The sequence below is a fragment of the Brevibacillus ruminantium genome (genome assembly GCF_023746555.1).
GTDB lineage: Bacteria > Bacillota > Bacilli > Brevibacillales > Brevibacillaceae > Brevibacillus > Brevibacillus ruminantium.
Map to the genome: position 1 here is coordinate 5,180,752 of NZ_CP098755.1, position 14,292 is coordinate 5,195,043.

11 protein-coding genes are annotated in these 14,292 nt (G+C 54.0%); all 11 read right to left on the minus strand.

Features of this window, described 5'->3' with window-relative positions:
• Window positions 1-72: 72 nt before the first annotated feature.
• Window positions 73-918 carry a malonyl-ACP O-methyltransferase BioC gene (bioC, locus tag NDK47_RS25470; protein WP_251872500.1) on the minus strand — a complete coding sequence of 282 codons (846 nt, stop codon included), beginning with the start codon at window positions 916-918 and terminating at the stop codon, window positions 73-75.
• The gene (locus NDK47_RS25475) at window positions 884-1,627 is read right to left on the minus strand and encodes an alpha/beta fold hydrolase (RefSeq protein WP_251872501.1); all 744 of its coding nucleotides are present in this window, start codon (window positions 1,625-1,627) and stop codon (window positions 884-886) included. Before NDK47_RS25475 ends, bioC begins: the two co-directional genes overlap by 35 nt.
• Complete coding sequence (gene bioF / locus NDK47_RS25480; RefSeq protein ID WP_251872502.1) at window positions 1,624-2,850, minus strand: 8-amino-7-oxononanoate synthase; 1,227 nt, start codon at window positions 2,848-2,850, stop codon at window positions 1,624-1,626. The genes NDK47_RS25475 and bioF overlap by 4 nt, the downstream gene beginning before the upstream one ends.
• Before the next feature lie 13 nt (window positions 2,851-2,863).
• The gene (bioB, locus tag NDK47_RS25485) at window positions 2,864-3,862 is read right to left on the minus strand and encodes a biotin synthase BioB (RefSeq protein WP_251872503.1); all 999 of its coding nucleotides are present in this window, start codon (window positions 3,860-3,862) and stop codon (window positions 2,864-2,866) included.
• A 40-nt stretch (window positions 3,863-3,902) separates the two neighbouring features.
• Window positions 3,903-4,634: a dethiobiotin synthase gene (gene bioD / locus NDK47_RS25490; RefSeq protein WP_251872504.1), complete on the minus strand. Its 732-nt coding sequence runs from the start codon at window positions 4,632-4,634 to the stop codon at window positions 3,903-3,905.
• A 5-nt stretch (window positions 4,635-4,639) separates the two neighbouring features.
• On the minus strand, window positions 4,640-6,046 hold the full coding sequence (gene bioA, locus NDK47_RS25495) for an adenosylmethionine--8-amino-7-oxononanoate transaminase (protein ID WP_251876380.1): 1,407 nt from the start codon (window positions 6,044-6,046) through the stop codon (window positions 4,640-4,642).
• 124 nt (window positions 6,047-6,170) lie between these two features.
• Window positions 6,171-9,326, minus strand: coding sequence for a phosphodiester glycosidase family protein (locus tag NDK47_RS25500; RefSeq protein WP_251872505.1), 3,156 nt, complete (start codon window positions 9,324-9,326; stop codon window positions 6,171-6,173).
• A 248-nt stretch (window positions 9,327-9,574) separates the two neighbouring features.
• Complete coding sequence (gene wecB / locus NDK47_RS25505) at window positions 9,575-10,723, minus strand: non-hydrolyzing UDP-N-acetylglucosamine 2-epimerase (RefSeq protein WP_251872506.1); 1,149 nt, start codon at window positions 10,721-10,723, stop codon at window positions 9,575-9,577.
• 13 nt (window positions 10,724-10,736) lie between these two features.
• Window positions 10,737-11,366, minus strand: coding sequence for a uracil phosphoribosyltransferase (gene upp, locus NDK47_RS25510; protein WP_251876381.1), 630 nt, complete (start codon window positions 11,364-11,366; stop codon window positions 10,737-10,739).
• Window positions 11,367-12,387: 1,021 nt separating this feature from the next.
• A complete protein-coding gene (locus tag NDK47_RS25515) occupies window positions 12,388-13,638 on the minus strand; it encodes a serine hydroxymethyltransferase (RefSeq protein ID WP_251872507.1) in 1,251 nt (416 codons plus the stop codon).
• A gap of 83 nt (window positions 13,639-13,721) precedes the next feature.
• Window positions 13,722-14,291, minus strand: a complete 570-nt coding sequence (locus NDK47_RS25520) for a TIGR01440 family protein (protein WP_251872508.1) — start codon at window positions 14,289-14,291, stop codon at window positions 13,722-13,724.
• Between the last annotated feature and the right edge of the window lies 1 nt (window position 14,292).

Sequence of the window (14,292 nt, forward strand, 5' to 3'; positions counted from 1 at the left end):
AAAATCACTCCTCAAGCACTGGATGATAGTCTTCCCATACCATTCCATCCATGAGGGTGATTTTCCTGCTTTTCAGTGTTTATCCTTGTCGAAGAAGGTCTGCTCTTGTTTGCCAGCATGCAAATAGAGCAGCTCATAGGTGACGGGCACACCACTTTTTGTGGCATAGAGGCGATGGTACTCTTCCATCATGGCGACCAGCAAACGGCGCTGGCCGAGTCCTCTGTTCCCGGATGAAGCTCCGGTATTTGCTCCAATCTCTTTGACCGCCAAAAGAAAGCTCCTCACATCCGGATAATAGAGTGTTCTTTCAGTACCTGTCACCTCTACATTCGCAAAGCCGGCTGCGAGGAGCATATTCCTCCATTCCTCTCCATGCAAATAGGAGAGCCCATGTCTCTCTTCTTCTCGCCCCAGCTGTTGATAGGCCCTGGAAAAGGAGTGATGCAGCTCCCGAAAGGTCCCTGGGCCAAACGTAGCGATGAACAACTGACCGCCCGGCTGTAAAATCCGGAACAGCCCTGCAGCGGTACGCGCTGGCTGTTGCAGCCACTGAAAGCAGGCACTGGAGGCAATCAGCCCATAGCTTTGTGCTGCGGCCTGCCAGACCCATTGTTCAATATCGGCCTGCTTCAGCTCTACCGAGGCGTTGCCTTGGAAACGTTCCCTTGCCATCTCCAGCATGCCCGGAGCGATATCCAATGCGTCGAGCTTGGCGCGGGGAAACAGCTCGTGCAGCATGCCGGTCAGCCTTCCTGTTCCACAGCCTATTTCCAGCAGCCTGTCTGCCTGCGCCTGCCTCATCTGGCTGCGGATTCGCTCCGCCAACCAGGTTGCCATCTCTTGCTGTACGATGGCGTAGTGATCGTAGGTTCCCGCCTTTTTACTGAAACGCCTGGTCATCATCTCTTTGGACATACTCTCTCACCAACCTTTTGACTTCCTCTATGATGATCGCTGGATACAGGAGGGGTACCGCATGCCCGCAGTCCTTGAGCGGGATGAAACGATAGGAGGAAAGACCCGCAGACAGCTCAACACCTGCCTCATAGGGACATACCGTGTCCTGTGTCCCGTGGATCACCGTGACCGGGCATGAAATACCCGACAGCAGCGGGCGGCAATCCTCTTTCTGCAGATACGCAAGTCCTGCCGTCAGTGCAGAAAGCGGCCATGAATCCGCAATGGAGATGCCCTGCTTGGCGATGAACTCTTGTTCGTTTGCTGTAAATAAGGATTGCCCAAACTCTTGCATCACATTTTCTCGGCCCTGCTCCAGCATCCGCTTCATACGGTTCAGGTGCCCTTCCTGCCAGCCGAGATGCTGCTCTGCCCGGCCGCGCACAAAGCGGGCTGTGGAGCTTATGACGATCAAACCGTCGACCGCCGTTTCGGAAGCGATCCGCTGGGCCAGCATCCCTCCCATCGACCAGCCGATGACAATCAGGGGGCGGGAAAAACATGAAGCGGTAAGCTCCTCACGAACTGCCCGCAAAAACTGCTCGGGATGGGTGATCCCCGCGTAGTTGGGCTTTCTGTGAACCATATCAGGCAGGGCCCTGATCATCGGCTCCCACAGCTCATCCGGCATGCTCCAGCCGTTCACCCAAAGTATCACTGCTTTCATCTGCCAACCTCCTGCACCTCTCCTGCCACTGCTCGAATGCTTTCGAGAGCCCGGGCCAGCTCTGCTCGCGTATGCGTAGCCATCAGTGAAAAGCGTATCCGCGCTTCTCCGTCCGGCACGGTCGGGGGACGGATTGCTACCGCTGAAATGCCCCGTTCGGCCAGCATGCTGCTCGTTTGCAGCGCTCGGGCGTTGTCGCCGATCAGCCAGGGAATAATGGGGGATTCCCCAGGTATGCTCGGCAAGCCCCAGGCATGCATTTGCTGGCGAAACCAGGCACTCAGCTCTCTCAGTTTTTCCCTTCGCTCCCGTTCCGACCGGACGATGCGCAGGGCTTCGTGTGCGGCAGCCACAACCATCGGGGGCAAGCCCGTCGAGTAGATCAACGGCCGAGACGCATTGACCAGATACTCAATCAAGACCCGATCTGCACAAACATAAGCCCCGTATACACCAAAGGCTTTGCTGAAAGTCCCCATAATCACATCGACCTGCTCATGCAGGCCGTATTCGTGGCACAACCCTTCTCCATGCGGCCCGCGGATACCGCCGGAATGTGCCTCGTCCACCATCAGCAGCGCACCGTAGCGATTGCGGAGCTCCACCAGCTGGTGCAGCGGTGCCGCATCTCCATCCATGGAAAATACGGCATCGGTTACGATCAGTTTTCTCTGTGCCGGGCTGTCATGTTTTTTCAACAGAAATTCCAGGTGTTCCAGATCGTTGTGGCGATACCGGAAATGATCGGCCCTGCTCAGAATAATGCCGTCTACGATGCTGGCGTGGTTGAGACGGTCACTGAACACTGCATCGCCCCGGCGCATCAACGCCGAGATCACACCCAGATTGGCCATGTATCCATTGGCAAAGACCAGGGCCGCTTCCCGTCCTTTCCACGCTGCCAGATCTTCTTCCAGCTCGCGATAGCAGCCGTGGTTGCCGCAGACGAGACGGGAGGCGGTCGCTCCTGCCCCCCATTGTTCCTGGGCCCTGCTGGCAGCTTGTGCAATTCTCGGGTCGCCGGAGAGTCCGAGATAATTGTTGGATGAAAGATTGTATAACCGCTTCCCTCCCTTATACAGCCATTTGCCCGCAGACCCGAGCTCGCCCGCTTTTGGTGGACGCTCAAGGTTTTTCATCTCTCGGTAAAGGGCGCGGCTTTCCCGTTCACTCAGTTCGGCCTCCATCCAGTCGTATCTGCTAATTCTGCTGTCTTCGCTCATCCCTTCCTCACTCCTACAAGGCACAAAGCTCAATCTCAAATCCGAGGTCCTCGATCATCTGGTGATCCGTAGTCACCTCTTGTCCGGGCGTGGTCAAATAATCACCCACAAAGATCGAGTTTGCCGCGTAAAGGGCAAGAGGCTGAAGGGTACGCAGATTTTTTTCCCGTCCGCCGGCTACGCGGATTTCCTTGCCCGGACACATCAACCGGAACAAAGCGAGCACCTTTAATGCTTTCATCGCAGGTGTGCGTCCGCGATCTTCCAGCGGTGTGCCCGGAATTGCATTGAGAAAATTGATTGGGATCGAGTCTGCATCGAGGTTTCTCAGGGCCACAGCCATTTCGACGATCTCTTCATCGCTTTCGCCCATTCCGATAATCACGCCGGAGCAAGGCGACATCCCGGCCTGTTTGGCGGCCTCGACGGTATCTACACGCTGATCGTAGGTATGTGTAGAGGTGATCTGACTGTAGTTGTCGCGGCTGGTATTGATATTGTGGTTGTAGCGATGAACCCCCGCGTCTTTCAGCCTGCTTGCCTGTTCAGGCTTCAAAATGCCCAGGCAGGCGCAGATTTTGAGCGGCATGGTGTCGCGTATCTCGCGCACCGCGTCAACCACCTGCTCCAGCTCTTTTTCGGTCGGCCCCCGCCCTGATGCTACGATACAGTATGTACCTGCTTTTCGGTTCATCGCTTCCCGGGCACCCGCTACAATCGTTTCTTTGTCCAGAAAGCTGTATTTCTCAATCGGAGCAGCAGACACGATCGATTGGGAGCAATAGCCGCAGTCTTCCGGACAAAGCCCGCTTTTGGCATTGAGGATCATGTTCAGCTTTACTTTTTTGCCGTAATAATGCTGGCGGACCTGAAAAGCGGCCTGCATTATTGTCAGCACCTCTTCATCCTCCGCTCTCAGAACAAAAAGCGCCTCCTCCTGTGTCAGCAGTTCTCCGCGCAATGCTTTTTCTGCCAAGCCGCTCCACTTTTCTGCTTGCAAGGTTACCTTCATCTCTTTCCTCCCCTTCTCTTTTACGGATGTTGGTGCAGGATCACCCATATTGGCGTGAAAGCAGGTCACTGATACGTTTGACATCCACATGCGCCCGTACCGCTTCTTTTAACCGAGCTTGGGTAATCACGCCCTCGATCCACGGCATTCGGCCCAAAACAGGCACATCACCATACCGCTCGATCATGGCCGCGTTCGTCTCTACGCTTTTGTCGTCGTCATCCGTGCGATAGCCGTTTACAATCACCCCCGCTACCTGCAGCCCCCGCTGGCGGGCAAAGGCTGCAGAGAGAATCGTGTGATTGATCGTTCCCAAGCCCGCACGCCCAATCAGCAGCAGCGGCATTCCCAGGAGCGCTGCAAAATCGGCCATTAGATCCGTCTGCGTCAACGGAACGGCAAGTCCACCCGCTCCCTCTACCAACAGAGCAGCGTATTTCTTTTGCAGAGGCTCCCCCGCTTCGGCCAGTTCAGACATGGTCAGGGTGACTCCCTCTTGCTGGGCGGCAAGCACAGGAGTGAGCGGAGCGGCAAAGGAATACGGGGCGATCTTTCCGCAGTCATCCGAGACACCGGAGAGAATACGAAGGCGATAGGAATCACGCTCTTCCTCCGTCTCCCCGCCGGACTGTACAGGCTTGAACACTCCAAGATCGAAGCCTTCATCGCGGAGGACGGCTGCCAGCCCTGCTGTGACTACTGTTTTTCCCACACCGGTATCTGTCCCGGAGACGAAGAATCCGGTCCAGCTTTGCTGTTTGTCGGTTTGCATGAAAGCTATCCCTCCGTGATGCTTTGGATCGCGCTTGATAGAATCGCTACCATCTCAGCCAGTTCGTCTTCTGTGCTGACCAGCGGCGGGATCAGCACGATGACATTGCCCAGCGGTCTGGTCAAAAGCCCTCGCTCCCGCGCCTCCCGCGTGACTCTGACACCCACGCGCTCGTTCCACTCATAGCTCTCCTTCGTCTGCTTGTCCCGAACAAGCTCGATGCCGACCATAAAACCTTTTTGGCGGATCTCCCCTACATGCGGAAATGCTTCCAGCGGTCGCAGCAAATCGCCCAGCACTTCCGATTTGCGGGATACTTCCTCGACGATTCTCCGTTCCTCGATCAATCGCAAGTTGGCTAGTGCAACCGCGCAGCCCAGTGGATTTCCCGTATAGGAATGACCGTGAAAAAAGGTTTTTTGCTGCTCGTAATCGGCGTAAAACGCTTCGTACACCCGCTCGGTTGTCAGGGTAGCCGCCACGGGCAGATAACCGCCGGTAATTCCTTTAGCAACGGCCATGATATCCGGTACGACACCCTCATGCTCACAGGCGAACATTTTTCCCGTGCGGCCAAATCCGGTAGCCACCTCGTCGGCGATGAGCAGCACATCGTATTCTTTGGCCAGCTTGGCCATCTGGGTGAGGCACCCGTCTGGCATCAGAATCATCCCGCTCGCCCCTTGCACGACCGGCTCGACAATGAGCGCTGCGATCTCGTCAGCTTTTTCCTCCAGGATGTGCTTTAAGCTGGCAATGGTCGCCTCCACCGCGGATTCTTCACCCTGATGGCGGTAGGGATAGGGATAAGGGATGGTGTAAGGCGAAAAGAGCAACGGACGAAATACCTCGTGATACAGCGGAATTGCACCCACACTGACCGCGCCGATGGTATCGCCGTGATAGGCGTTGTTCATCGTGATAAAGGAGCGCTTTCGGGAGTAGCCGCGATTTTGCCAATATTGAAAGGCCATTTTGATCGCAATTTCCACAGCTGTCGCTCCGCTGTCAGAGTAAAACACCTTAGTCAGTCCGGAAGGTGCGATCCGCACGAGCTGCTCAGCCAGCAAGATCGAAGGGACATTGGCCATCCCGAGCAGGGTAGAATGCGCCACCTCCTGAAGCTGTTCGGCTATCGCCTGATTCAGCTCGGGTACGTTGTGACCATGGACATTGAGCCAGACGGAGGAAAATCCGTCGTAATAGGCCCTCCCCTGGACGTCAATCAGCTTGATGCCTTCCCCTCTGGCGATGATCAGCGGTTCGTCTGCCAGGTAGTCCTTCATTTGTGTAAACGGATGCCAGAGATACTGTTTGTTTTTCCTTGCCAGTTCGTCGTAGTTGTATGTCGTGGACAATGATACTCCCCCTCTCATAATATTTGTTAACCATTTTACTATATAGGTTAACATATTGGGTATAGGCAATCTGAAGCGGTTCAACCCGTTCCATCCCGGGATTCGCTGAAAACAGCAAAAAGCCGGCCCTCTCACATAAGAGAAGGCCGGCCTGTTGTTTGACTGTGATTCGAAGCGTTTATTTCGTTACAATCCGGTACAGAGAAACGACACTGACTGCCCGAGTAGTCGGTTTATTCGGCTCAAATTTGCTGTTTACCGGGTCCATCAAGCCCAGGCCCACTACGTTGGTAATGGACTGAGAGGCCCAGGTCGGCCATGTCTTTTTATCGGAGATGGCCTTGTTCGTCGTCGCTTTTTTATTCATCACGCGATCCAGAATCACAGCCGCTTCGGCTCTGGTCACCGGTTGATCCGGGCGGAACGTGTTGTCCGGGTAGCCTTTCACCAGTCCTTTGGAAATAGCCACCTGCACAGCTCCCTGCGCATAATCGGGAACCTTGTCTTTGAAATTCAGCTTCGGTGTTGCCGGCAGCTCCCAGTTAAAGACACGCGACAGCAACGTAACATACTGCGCTCGGGTAAGGGAGACCTCAGGGCCAAACGTCGTCTCCGTCAGACCTTTGACATAACCCTTGTCTGCCATATACGCAATTTCCTTTTTGGCTGGGTGGTTCGTGATGTCTGTAAAGGCAGCGCCGCCTGCACCATCCAGATAGTACGGGATATAGGTGCCGTAGTCATTCACTTCGTACACCCACTGCCCTTGTGCATTCATCGTCCCGATCAATTGATCAAAGGTATGATGAACCTCGTTCACAAACAGGAGTCCGACTCCTTTGCCGGCAACCCACTTTTTCGGCACAAGCGTCAGTGTCATCGGGGACGTGGAAATTCTGTCGTCCTGTCCCTCTTTGTAGTCCTTCGGCTTGATCGTAAAGGAGTAATCTGCCGGTACATAGCCTGGCAGCGGCTGCGGTACGATTGAATTTACCTTGATCGATGCGGAATCCAGGAACGATGCTGTGCGTTCAAGCGAGTAGTAGAGATCCAGCTCGGCACCCAGCGAGATGTTGCCTGGCACTTCCACAGCGACATCTGCTCCCTTCGGCGCTGTCCCTGCCGTACCTGGCATGATCAGCGAGATCTCATCAAAGTACAGCGTTCCTTTGTCTTGCTGATGGCCGTCTTCCACGCGATCCACAATGTAAATGCCCTTCAGTTGAAGCGGATATGCGGCGTTTGCAGGGAAGTAGCCTTTTACCTGTTTCCAACCAGTCCAATCAATCTCTTGCGCCAAATCGACGTAAACTGGTTTCCCGTTGGCGTCAATCACTTCGGCGCGCAACCAATGTCGGCTGTTGTCGCCGTTTACCCACAGTCCCATGCCAGTCGGCTTGCCTGGAATCTGCTGCGGCTGGGCAGCGATTCGTCCGTAAGCAAATCTCAACTGACCCTGAGGCGCTCCGGTGAAGTCGTATACAAGTTTGGCGGCTTTCTTCGTGCGGAATACCTGGTCGGATACGGCTGTAAATGATCCTTTTGCACTCAGCGAATCCGGAGTGGCTGCATAATGCATGCCCACCTGATTGTCAAACGTAATCCACGGCTCCTCCAACTGGCCGACGACAAATGGCACACTTGTTGCCACACCGTCGTAGACCACCGTCAGTGTTCCGCTGCCCGTCTCATCACCAGCTACCAGCTGCAATTTATCATTGACGGTCGCAATTGGCGAACTTACGCTTGCTTCCACACTAAGCGGCGTCGCTTGTACGAATTGTCCCTTTGTTGTCTTGATTTTGACATCAAGTGGCAATGTTTGTCCCGGTGCGATCGAGATCGGACTTGGTGAGACGACGATCTGCTGCACTTCACTACCTGAAATCACGTGCACTTCTTTTTGTTGGGCGACACTGCCCGAGCGCGCTGTAAATGCCAATTGTCCGGATCTCGTTGGCGTCAGCTTGTTGCCTGTAAAGGAGCCCGTGTCTGACCGGTTGACATCCCAGATGATCGCAGAAGGATCAATCGCGTAAGGCTGATAGTGCTTGTCATAGGCTTTGGCCGTAAACTCTCCCGTCTGACCGATCAGCAATTCGGCTGGCCCCTGGATCACAAATCCCGCCAAATCTGCCGGAGGGGCTGTATTGTACACAGCCAGGCCTGTCGGCACTCTTCGCTCAGCTCCTGCTTTGAGCTGGATCGCCAGATTGGCTTGTGTATCCCCGAGCATCCTGACAGACATCGTCGTCGATCCCCCGCCGTCGAAATTGACGGCCCGATACGACCCCAGTTCTGCCATGATTTTGGCCAATTCATCCAGATAGACCCCCTGAGGGCCGTCTACTGTAACCATATAAAGCGTCTTTCCATCCTGCGAGTTACCAACAGCCGTGCGAGCGTTCAGGTTGGTAATGGATTTGTCTGCCTGAAAAGAGCTTAGTGCCCGTCCCTGGTCCACCAGGAGCACGTTGCCCCCTACTGCTTGCGCCCAATCCTGACTATTCGGTGTCGTCTGATATTCAACGACAGCCGTCGACCCTACCGGGAAGTTCTGCTTCAGATAATTGGCTGCCGTGCCATGGCCCCAGAGGACAAAGCCGTTATAGGGGATATAGAAGCCCGGTTGATTGACCCGTACTTCTTTGGCTACATTGTCAACAAACAATACCTCGACGACATCCTTGTAGCCACTGATCGTCCCCAGGCTTGTCTGACCGAACGAGGGCGTATACATGTTCAACTGGTTTTGATGACTTTTTCGTCCATCGCTGGGGTTGTATTCTTCTTTGTTTACCCCCTGCAACGGAAACGAATTGCCTGTTGGGGCGGTGACTTTTCCGGTGAAACCGAATTTGTCGATGATCGCCGTCTTGTCCCCGGTAAGCCCCAGGCTGTACCAGTATGAAATCAAGCCCATGGAGGAGACCAGCTCTTTGTCTTTCATCACGATCCCAAATGGGGCCCCGCGCTTGTTCATATTAAAAAAGTCAGCATTAATCGCCGCCACTGCCCCGGTTTCCCGTGCCATCTGCGTAACCGTTTGACGATCGGTCAGCTTTCCTTTCGTCCCGTAGACCGGCTTTACTTCCACATAGGGGTTGTTCAAATCTACTTTTGTTACCATGACCGTAATTTGTTCATTGGCAAAAGACTTCGTATATTTATGTAAGGTCGTACCTTCCCCAATTGTTGTTTGCCACATTAATTGCAGCGTACTCGTCTCCGCTCGCGCCTGCGCCACATTGGCGGCAAAAGGGGCAACCGGAAGCAAAGCTCCCCAAGCCACGGCAGCAGCAGTGAGCAGCGATAAAACCTTCCGCGCTCTCATTGTTGATAACTCCTCTCCGATTTCCGTACTCATTCTCATTGATTGCCTAGTGTGCCAATTCTGTCCATGTGCGTTTGGACACCATATGATTAGACGCATAGAATGGAGGATAGTTTCATATTTTTGGCACATTGCCCACTGGCAAATCAAACCAATCGAAATTTTTTGAATGAAGAAGAAACGACGAAAAAGAGGCGCTGCTGCATGCGCCTCTTTCCTGTTGGTCTTGCTTCGTTTATGCCATTGCCTTAATGCCCGGTCGTAAACTTCTCGGGACGTTCAGGTCTTCTGCCAAAATGATGAAGAATCGCCTCGACAATCCGGCGGGATGCCTCACCATCTCCGTAAGGGTTGGCCGCATGGGCCATCTGGTTGTACGCGTCAGCATCACTCAGCAAGTGATTTGCCATCTGATAGACCTGATCTTCTTCCGTACCGGCCAGTTTCAATGTACCAGCCGCGATTCCCTCTGGTCTCTCCGTCGTGTCGCGGAGCACCAGGACCGGTACCCCTAGTGACGGAGCCTCTTCCTGAACCCCGCCGGAGTCGGTCAGGATCAGGTAGGCACGGCGAGCGAAATTGTGGAAATCGAGTACGTCCAGCGGTTCGATCAGATGGATTCGCTCGTGGCCACCGAGCACCTCTTGCGCGACTTCCTGCACAGCCGGATTCAGGTGAACGGGATAGACGACAGCGATCTGAGGGTACTCCTCTACCAGACGTCGAACGGCACGGAAAATACGGCGCATCGGTTCGCCCAGATTTTCCCGGCGATGAGCCGTCATCAGCACCATCTTTTTCCCCTGTACCTGATCGAGGACCGGGTGGCTGTAATCATCCCGGACCGTCGTTTTTAAAGCGTCAATCGCCGTGTTGCCCGTGATGTAGATCACACCCTCGGCCTTGTTCTCCAGCCGCAGGTTGCTTGCTGCTCCCTCCGTCGGTGAAAAGTGCAGGTCTGCCATGACACCGGTCAATTGGCGGTTCATTTCTTCAGGGAATGGCGAATACTTGTCCCATGTACGCAGACCGGCCTCGACGTGGCCGATCGCCACCTGGTTGTAAAAGGCAGCCAGACTGGCAACAAAGGTGGTCGTCGTATCACCGTGAACCAGCACGATGTCCGGCTTCGTCTCTTTCATCACATGGTCAAGCTGCTCCAGAGCCCGGGTCGTAATCTGAACCAGGGTTTGCCTGTCCTTCATGATGTTCAGGTCAATATCAGGCTGAATGCTGAAGATCTCCAGTACCTGATCCAGCATTTGACGGTGCTGCGCCGTCACGCAAACAATCGGTTCGATGTGCTCGGGATGCTTGTTCAACTCGTGAACCAGCGGCGCCATCTTGATCGCTTCCGGACGCGTCCCGAAGACGGTCATCACTTTTAGCTTTTTCATCGGATTCCCTCTCCTACTTCGTTCCAAACAGTCGGTCGCCGGCATCTCCCAAACCCGGAACTATGTAACCGTGGTCGTTCAGATACTCATCAATGGCTGCCACATAGATATCGACGTCAGGATGCTCTTCCTGTACGACTTTGATACCTTCCGGCGCAGCGATCAGGCACATCAGCTTCATGCTTTTTGCCCCGCGCTTTTTCAGTGCATCGATGGCTGCTGCAGCCGATCCTCCTGTCGCGAGCATCGGGTCAATCACGATCAGCTCACGATCTGCAATATCGGTAGGCAGCTTGACGTAATACTCTACTGGTTGGAGTGTGTCTGGATCGCGATACAGCCCCACATGGCCGACCTTGGCAGCCGGGATCAGTTGCAAAATGCCGTCCACCATTCCCAAACCTGCACGAAGAATCGGAATCAATCCTACTTTTTTGCCGGCAATCACTCGTGACGTGCACGTAGACACCGGTGTCTCAATGGTTGTCTCCTCCAGAGGCATGTCTCGGGTGATCTCGTAAGCCATCAGGGTGGCTACTTCGTCCACCAACTCGCGGAATTCTTTGGTTCCCGTGTTTTTGTCGCGGATGAATGTAACCTTATGCTGAATCAGCGGATGATCTAACACGTAAACGCGGCTCATGTCCGTTCCTCCGTTTCCACTTGTCGATATATCCTTTCCATAATAGCGGAGCAGCAGGCCAACGTCAATTTGTGCAATCTTCATTCTTTTGGCTGTTCTTTTACAAATTTTGATCTGTTTTGGGGGATTGATACTTTTGGAAACCAGTTTAAAGTACGGTGCAAAAGTTCGTATTTCGAGGCCATATTCCGTGCTGCGTGGCCGTAGTGAGAAGAATCATGTTTCCCTGCTTGGCTCCGTATTCCGCCCGCAAAGGGGGATTCACTGTCCGCTCCACAGCGTTTGGCGGGGGTTCGCAAAAGCAGCAGCGCTTCGAGGTCATCCCACGTTGCGTCCCTGTTTCCCGCCAAACGCTGCTCCGCTGAGTGGGGCTACACAGTCGCACCGCAGGGAAACATGATTCTTCTCCGTACACGCTGCTTCTTATCGCTTTTTTAAAATGATGAAAAGCAAGTAAAGACAGGTAAACATCAAATCTCCCTACCGAAAATGAGCGAAAATAGGAAAGGCGAACTTGATCTTTATCCTTACTTCAAGTGCCGTTTATGTTTAATGTTTGATATCCCTGTATAGTGTTTCCGGTTTTGCACTTGCTATTTTATCTTTCATAGCTTCATAGTTGATGGTTGCTTTCACTTTTACTTTTGCTATTTCATTATTGTATTTTTCATCGAAGCTTTTCCCCACAAATTTGAAAACCACCGGTTTCGGGAAGAAGCATGTTTCCCTGCGGTGCGACTGTGGAGCCCAACCCAGCGGAGGGGGGATTTGCGGGAAAAAGGAGCGCAACGTGGGATGACCTCGAAGCGTTGCCACTTTTGCGTCTCCCCCGCGAATCGCCCTGGAGCGGACAGTGAATACTCCCTCGCGGGCGGAATACGGAGCTGAGCAGGGAAACATGCTTCTTCTCGCCACGGCACGTTCCTAGGCAAAAAATTTATACTGTGTGTTAATTCAGAACGACTAAAAAAGCAGACCTCACAAAACTCATGAGGCCTGCTTCCAAAATCTGATCCAATTGTTACACAGTCAGTCCTTCGTACATCGGGAAGCGCTCGCAGAGTGCAGCCACGCGGTTTCTGGCTTCCTCATGCTTCGCGGCATCCTCTGGGTTTTTCAGCGTGAGCGCGATGATCGCAGCTACTTCCTTCATCGCTTCTGCATCGAAGCCGCGGCTGGTCACAGCTGGTGTCCCCATTCGAACGCCACTGGTGACAAACGGGCTTTCCGGATCGTACGGGATTGTATTTTTATTGGTGGTGATATTCACTTCATCCAGCAAGTGTTCGGCCACTTTTCCGGTCAATCCGAGATTGCGAACATCGAGCAGAACCAGGTGGTTGTCGGTTCCGCCGGACACCAGAGTGAGCCCTTCTGCTTGCAGCGCTTCTGCAAAGGCATGAGCATTGTTGATGATTTGCTGCGCGTACTGCTTGAAGGCAGGCTCCAGCGCTTCACCAAACGCGACGGCTTTTGCGGCGATGACGTGCATCAGCGGACCGCCCTGGACACCAGGGAATACAGATTTGTCGATCGCCTTGGCGAACTCTTCTTTGCAGAGAATCAGACCGCCGCGAGGACCACGCAATGTCTTGTGGGTCGTCGTGGTAACGAAGTGCGCATGCGGCACCGGATTCGGATGCAGCCCAGCGGCTACCAGACCGGCGATGTGGGCCATGTCGACCATGAAGTACGCGCCCACTTCATCTGCGATTTCACGGAATTTCGCGAAATCAATCGTGCGCGGGTATGCGCTTGCTCCCGCTACGATCAGCTTGGGCTTGTGCTCCAGCGCTTTGGCACGAACGTCTTCGTAGTTGATTCGGTGAGACTGCTCGTCCACTCCGTATTCAACGAAGTTGTAGAGCGTTCCGGAAAAGTTAACCGGGCTTCCATGCGTCAAGTGACCGCCATGGGAGAGATTCATTCCGAGTACGGTATCACCTGGCTGCAAAATCGTAAAGTAAACGGCCATGTTGGCTTGCGCGCCAGAGTGCGGCTGTACGTTGGCATGCTCGGCACCAAACAGCTCTTTGATGCGGTCGCGTGCGATATTCTCCACGATATCTACATATTCACAACCGCCGTAATAGCGACGGCCTGGATAGCCTTCCGCGTATTTGTTCGTCAGGACCGTCCCCATTGCTTCCATAACAGCACGGCTGACAAAGTTTTCAGAAGCGATCAGTTCGATTTTGTCACGCTGTCTGCCTAACTCAAGATTCACTGCTTCCGCTACTTGTGGGTCTTGTTTTCGCAAAAACTCTAGCATGGTTCTTTCTCCTCCTGAATCTTTGTAATGGTTATGAAAAGGAGTTCCCACAGGGGGAACCGCCTTAACTTTCTCTCGGTTTCCTACGTACAGCTTTGATTGGGCGCCGTCCGCTCGTACACGGCACGGGAACCGCCGATCAGCTTGGGACGGGTACGTGCCGCTGTTACATGTGCCTCGCCGATCTTGCGACAGGCAGGGCGCACCGGAACGGCTACATGCTTCAGATGCATGCCGATCAGCGTATCGCCAATGTCAATCCCCGCATGCGCCTGAACATACTCAACGACGACAGCATCCGTCAGCTTTTCAAAGGCATGGGCAGCCATGGAGCCGCCCGCGCTCGGCACGGGAATGACCGAGACTTCCTCGAAGCCGCTGCGCTCCATAACCGCTCTTTCGATGACGAGCGCTCTGTTTAAATGTTCACAACATTGAAATGCCAGAGAGAACCCCTTCTCTTCAGCGACGGAGAAAATGCCGCGAAACAGAGCCTCTGCCACTTCTTTGCTGCCCGCTTTTCCAATGTGTTTGCCTGCCACTTCACTGGTGCTGCAACCAATGACAAGGAGCTGGCCAGGCCGAAGCTGCGCCAGGCCAGCCACCTCGGAAACAACCTCTCTCGCTTGCTGTTCAATCAAGAGCAGGTCCACT

Excerpts from the sequence above, each read along its gene's own strand:
- bioC (WP_251872500.1), bottom strand. The coding sequence starts at position 918 with ATGTCCAAAGAGATGATGACCAGGCGTTTCAGTAAAAAGGCGGGAACC.
- bioA (WP_251876380.1), bottom strand. The coding sequence starts at position 6,046 with ATGTTAACCTATATAGTAAAATGGTTAACAAATATTATGAGAGGGGGA.
- bioF (WP_251872502.1), bottom strand. The coding sequence starts at position 2,850 with ATGAGCGAAGACAGCAGAATTAGCAGATACGACTGGATGGAGGCCGAA.
- wecB (WP_251872506.1), bottom strand. The coding sequence starts at position 10,723 with ATGAAAAAGCTAAAAGTGATGACCGTCTTCGGGACGCGTCCGGAAGCG.
- upp (WP_251876381.1), bottom strand. The coding sequence starts at position 11,366 with ATGAGCCGCGTTTACGTGTTAGATCATCCGCTGATTCAGCATAAGGTT.
- bioD (WP_251872504.1), bottom strand. The coding sequence starts at position 4,634 with ATGCAAACCGACAAACAGCAAAGCTGGACCGGATTCTTCGTCTCCGGG.
- bioB (WP_251872503.1), bottom strand. The coding sequence starts at position 3,862 with ATGAAGGTAACCTTGCAAGCAGAAAAGTGGAGCGGCTTGGCAGAAAAA.
- NDK47_RS25515 (WP_251872507.1), bottom strand. The coding sequence starts at position 13,638 with ATGCTAGAGTTTTTGCGAAAACAAGACCCACAAGTAGCGGAAGCAGTG.
- NDK47_RS25475 (WP_251872501.1), bottom strand. The coding sequence starts at position 1,627 with ATGAAAGCAGTGATACTTTGGGTGAACGGCTGGAGCATGCCGGATGAG.
- NDK47_RS25500 (WP_251872505.1), bottom strand. The coding sequence starts at position 9,326 with ATGAGAGCGCGGAAGGTTTTATCGCTGCTCACTGCTGCTGCCGTGGCT.